The sequence below is a fragment of the Methanosarcina sp. A14 genome (genome assembly GCF_001729375.1).
Classification (GTDB): Archaea; Halobacteriota; Methanosarcinia; order Methanosarcinales; family Methanosarcinaceae; genus Methanosarcina; species Methanosarcina barkeri.
The window spans coordinates 1-6,103 of record NZ_LZPK01000200.1 but is presented as its reverse complement, the minus strand read 5'-3'; the positions used below and the strand labels follow the sequence as shown (position 1 = coordinate 6,103).

The 6,103-nt window shown below is 36.8% G+C and carries 2 protein-coding genes; both read right to left on the bottom strand.

The window, feature by feature from the left end; translation table 11 throughout:
• Positions 1 to 1,838, bottom strand: a 1,838-nt coding sequence (locus tag A9239_RS10200) for a disaggregatase related repeat-containing protein (protein WP_255361937.1), incomplete at its 3' end; no start/stop codon positions are given.
• A 1,224-nt stretch (positions 1,839 to 3,062) separates the two neighbouring features.
• Entirely contained in the window at positions 3,063 to 5,036 is a 1,974-nt protein-coding gene (locus tag A9239_RS10195) for a right-handed parallel beta-helix repeat-containing protein (RefSeq protein ID WP_048122404.1), read from the bottom strand.
• Positions 5,037 to 6,103: the final 1,067 nt, after the last annotated feature.

Genomic DNA, 6,103 nt, shown 5'->3' with positions numbered 1-6,103 from the left:
TACCAATCTCCTCCTGAGTTGTTCCAAGCAATGTCTTTATTCTTCTTATTCCAGCTTACATAATCAGGATTCCAGGAAACAGGCCTGTAAATCTCGATAACAGTATTATTTGGCCGTGGACTGGAAGGATAATACCAGAAAAGGGAAAGAGTCGCACTGCTGATTTCAGTAGCATTGGTGTATTCGCTTACGTTAAACCATATAAGGTCTCTGTATCTGCCAACACGGCTTATTTCCCCGACATCAAGAAATGATTTATCCGAAAAAACATCGTCAGGAGAAGCTTCACGCATACGATTGTCGTACATCTCTTCAGAGAGATTCAAAGAGGTTCCTGAAAGAGACGCGTAGATTGTGTTTCCATATCTTCCGATATTGATTCTGTTTCCATTGTCTTCAGGCTCGTTAGAGTAATCCGAGAAAGAACATCCGGCATCAATACAGGGAGAGTTAACTTTGTCCTTAACCCAGGTTTCTCCGTTCCAGCGGCCGGAGACAGACTGAATATGGTATTCATGGTTTTCTTGGTCTGCAAAAAGAGGGTTTACATGGATATCAGTTGTCGATGCGCAGTTTTTATAGTTACCTGCTGAGTTATTGTAAAGACAGTTATTTTCCAGTACAAAGGAATGTGTTGCAGGCAGGTAATTCATAATTCCATACCCTGTCCCACTCGGTGACTTTGTGCGCAACCTGGTATTTACAATTATGTTATTGCGGACAATTGTTGTAAATCCGTCGCCTTCTGGTACATAGGTTGGGGAATAACTATTGATATACATATTGGCGATTGCAGTGTGATATAATCCATCAAAGACATTGTTTTCAATGACAGTGCCTTCAAATCCGCCAGTTATGATACCGCCCACCCAGGTAATGCTAGGATTAGTGCCCGTGTCATAGAAAGTATTGTGATGGATGTAGACATCTTTTGCCTGGTCTCGGGTAGCAGAAGAGCTATCATAGTTGAAAAGCCAGATTCCAGGGCCATAGGTATTATTGATAATATTATTGTAAATCTCTATATTATCCATAATGCCTGCAGACTTTTCTACCTGAATCCCTGGCCCGCCTGCACTCCAGTGGTAGAAAGAATCGATGAAATTATCATGAAATTTTACGTGGTTCGAGTTCCAGATTCTAAGACCACTGTTAGTCCTGCAGGTTATTGTATTATTCCAGGCCTCTACATTCTGACACTGAATCGTAAACAGACCGTCATGTCCGAGCTTGTAGATAGTATTGTTGTAAAACTCGATGTTCTCACCATATTTTATCCTCAGCCCATCTCCGTGACCATCGTGCATATACATATCGCATACGGTTACGTTATTGCAGTAAAGGAAGTAAATCACATTATAATATCCTTTACCCTTAGCGAACTCGGTGTTACCGTCATGGTTCACATTAACCTCAAACCCTCTTATTACAATATTATTATTTCCAGAACTGCTCATCTGCTTGATCAAAGGTTTCATTGTAACCCAGCCTGCGTGATCAACCAGCTTGATCACAGCAGTCGAATCCCCTTCAAGAATAGTATTGCTGCCGATGAGAAGAGTATCATTAATAACATATGTAAAAGGACCTTTAAGGTAGACAGTGGTATATTCAGAGTTATCGGCCACAAACTTAAGAGCCTGATTTATCTGTACATGATCATCTTTCCCATCGCAGTTAAAATCTCCACTGCCATCCCCTGCAACAGAAACAGTTGGTGCAGGACTTCGGCATAAAGCAGTGGGAACGCTTGCAAGAATAAGGCAACCTACCAATAAAAAGACTCCTAGTTCTCGTTTTAATATCAAGATTACCTGGGATTGATCACAACAGCGCATATTGTTAATTTTCGTAGATAGATTTTCATGTGGCGACGTATCAATACCCCCGCAGAATGTGATACTGTTTGTCAAAATTTACTTAAGCTTAGTATTCTATTTCTCGTAAATTGGGTAAGATTTTTTAGATAGTGGTTACTCTCAGATATTCAAGGCTATAGAAAAGTTTGGAGAATTTATTCATGGCAAAAGCTACTGAATCCGATAAGATTCAATAAATAAGGGACCCAGAATAAATCTCCCTGATTTTCAGGCCAATTCCTCGAATTCACCTAATTCCCCCCATGAAACATAGTGAATAAGCCGAGTATTAGCCCTCAATTAAATTTCTATAGTCAACACTGTAAACTATATCTTAATGTTATAAAAATATATGTTCAAACTTGATAAATATTTAAAGAGTTCCATATTGTTAGAGAGGACAAATAAGTCATTGGAACGAGAAAAAACAAAATCAAAACATCGTTTTATTAAATATACACAGCGAATAAGTTCACAAAGTAAATTTTAGATATTCATTTTTGGTAGGAGGCTTTCTTTTAATAATATATTAGATAGTTTTGGCGACGTCAACTTTTTACTTTTACCTTAAAAAAGGAAATTAGACACCTCGATAACAGTGTTATAAATCATTGTATGTATAAAACGAGGTGTAAAACGTACAGGACTTAAGCACTTGAAAAACAAAATCAATTACAGCAAAGACTGTGGATTAAAGTCACAGTTTAGACAGTTAATGGTCTGATGCTGTTGATTTTTCAGTTCAACTGCATAAATGTATAGATTAAATTTCCATAAAGAGTAGAAAATTACCAGGGAAAAACACCAAAAATAGAGAAGAGTACGGAAGTTAAGAGAAGTGAAAGGTAGACGTAACCACCTGACAGATCATAAAAGTACTGCCAAATTATATTGCTCCAATTCTATTCTTGCAACTCCATTATAGCTACACTCTTAAGATATTCAGACCAGTTATCTTAGAGCTTGTTATATCTAGTGCATTGATTTCACATATCCTCAATAAATCACGGATGAACACAGATGAACATAGATGGTTTCAATTCGTGTGTCTTCTTCTCCATCTATAGTTTTCTGTGGGAAACTCATTGACCAACGTTGATTTTAAAATTCACTTATATATTCATAATTTGAATCGATGCACTAAAGATAGTTTTACCACAAGTTGCGAGTTATTTAGGCTTATTAGAACTTACTAAGCATCGGTCATTCCTCCAATCCGAGAGATAAATTGTTCAAACAAAAACCTTCAGGAGATACTTCGTAAAGGTAGTTGTCGTACACGTTAGAAAGGTTCAAAGAGGCTTCTTCAACCACACTTATTATTGCAACTTCAGAATCGTTGAAAATGCCATCTCTTACCTCAAAAGCTATAGTGTATAGTCCTTCCTGTCCGTCGGAAGGCGTCCAGCTAAAAACCCCTGCTTCGTCAAAACTTGCGCCTGCAGGAAGAGCAGATGCCGAAAAGATAAGGTTATCTCCATTCACATCAGAAGCTTTCACTGTAAAGTTCAAAGTTTCTCCAATATTAACTGTAGTTTCGGGGATTGAATCGATAACCGGACCCTGTGTGTCGACAGAAAGATCTTCAGAGTATGTGAAATTATCTTTGTCCACGTCAAAAACTTCCGCCGTAAAGTTAAGATCCTCATCAGTCTCATTTGTAGCTCCAGAGATAGAGTTTATTAACGAAGACTGCACAGTCTTTACTTGTGAACTCGACGACAGTGAAGCATAGATTGTATTTCCATATCTTCCTATGTTGATCCGGTTTCCATTATTTTCAGGTTCTTTAGAATAATCCGAAGAGGCACATCCGGAATCAATACAGGGAGAACTAACTTTATCCTTAACCCATTTTTTGCCATTCCAGTGACCTGCAACTGACTGGAGATGATAATCATGGTATTTCTGGCTCACAAATAATGGGTTTAAGTAGATGTCAGATTTCGAAGTGCAGCCTTTGTATTTACCTGCTGAGTTTTTGTAAAGGCAGTTATTTTCCAGAACAAAGGAATGCGTTTCAGACAGATAATTCATAATTCCATATCCTGTCCCACTAGGGGACTTTGTACGCTTCTGGGTATTTACAATTATATTGTTGCGGACAATTGTCGTGTATTTTGACTTATAATTTGAAAAAAAACCATCAGGACTCATGCTGACAATGGCAGCATGGTATACGCCGTCAAAAACATTATTTTCAATTAGAGTATCATGGAATCCACTTCCTAAGATACCTCCAACCCAGGTAATGCTAGGATTGGTACCTGTGCCGTAGAAGACATTATGGTAAATGTGGACATTTTTTCCTTGGTTTTTGGTAGCAGAGGTATCATAGTTGAAAAGCCAGATTCCAGGACCATATGTGTTAGATATAGTATTATCATAGATCTCTATATCATCCATAATACCTGCAGACTTTTCGATCTGAATCCCTGGCCCACCTGCACTCCAGTGATAGAAAGAATCGATTACATTATTGTAGAATTTTACATGGTTTGAGTTCCAGATTCTAAGACCGCTATTAGTCCTGCAGGTTATCCTGTTTTTCCAGGCCTTTATGTTCTTACACTGAATTGCAAACAAACCGTCGTGTCCGAGCTTGTATATCCTGTTTTTGTAAAATTTAATATTTTTTCCGTATTTTATCCTCAGTCCGTCTCCAAGCCCATCGTGCATATACATGTTGTATACTTTTATGTTATTACAGTTAGTAAAGTAAATCATATTATAGTACCCTTTACCCTTAGAAACTTTGGGATTACCGTCATGGTTTCCATCAATTTCGAACCCTCTTATTACAATGTTGCTATTTCCGGAACTGCTCATCTGCTTGATCATGGGTTTCATTGTAGCCCAACCTGCATTGTTCACCAGTTTGATAACAGCGTTTGAATCCCCTTCAAGAATAGTATTGCTGCCGATGAGAAGAGTATCGTCAATAACATAGGTAAAAGGACCCTTGAGGTGGACAGTGGTGTATTTAGAGTTACCTGCCACAAATTTAAGGGCCTGATTTATCTGTACATGATCATTTTTTCCATCGCAGTTAAAATCCCCACTCCCATCTCCCGCAACATAAACAGTTGGTGCAGGACTTAAGCATAAAGCGGTAGGAACGCTTGCAAGAATAAGGCAACTTACAAAGAAAAAGATCCCTAATTCTCTTTTTAGCATCTATATCACCTGAGACCACTATAAAAGATTAATTAGTAAGTATGCAGAGTAAGAACCGGGTAAAAATACCCATGTGTCTACAAAAATAAAAATTGTCTGTAAAATAATTAGACAAATTTCTTGCTCAGTTCACTGAATGTCGGATAAGATTTTTCAAATAGTATCCACTCTACAACATTCAAGGCTATAGAAATTCTTAGAGAAATTGCTCATAACGAAAGCTACTGAATCCTATCAAAGAAACAAATAAAGGATCCAGGAGAAATCTCCCTTTCTTTCAGGCCAATCAATAAAATTCACCGAAGTTTCCCCCATGAAACATAGAGAATAAATTGAGTACTAGCCTTAAATTAAATTTCTATAGTATACATTGTAAACAATATTGTAATGTTATAAAAGTATTTGGACCGCTTTTTTAAATTTTTAGCCAGTTTTTGAAATTGTAAGAAGAGCCTATGAAGATTCTGTATTCTCTTCAAATTTAATGGATATTCAACCACAGAAAAATATAATCGTAGTTCATTGGTTATCGGTTAAGGAATTTGCTTGCCTGAAAGCTATCGATTTTGCATGAGAAGACGTCCTTAAATTTTGGTCTCTTTAAATGAAATCAATACCCTGTTCCAGCTCAGAATTTATTAAAATATTTAACAAATGCTGAGAAAATTGACGCAATTGATCACGATTCTTCACTTAACCGAAGACGCATGATAGTTATTACAAAAAGGAACGTCGTTGCAGGAAATAAAATAGGAACAAGAAATTGGTTTATGTATACATATTGGAATATTTACATGAACAAAGATCAGTCTTGTAAATTCAGCATTTTTCAGACTTAAATAAGTAAACTCAATATGCTTATTTAAGTTCAGTATAAAATTCTTTTTTTAAAACCGAAAATAAGGATTAACTGTTCAATAATAGTTTTATAACTTTTGATAAAACTAGAACTTTAAGGACGTTCTAACACTTTGTGTGGAGAGTAGGTATACTCTCCGACACATATGTTATATTTTTGCTGAATAATTTATTTACATTCTTCTGTTGAATTTTCTGTTGAGGTATCT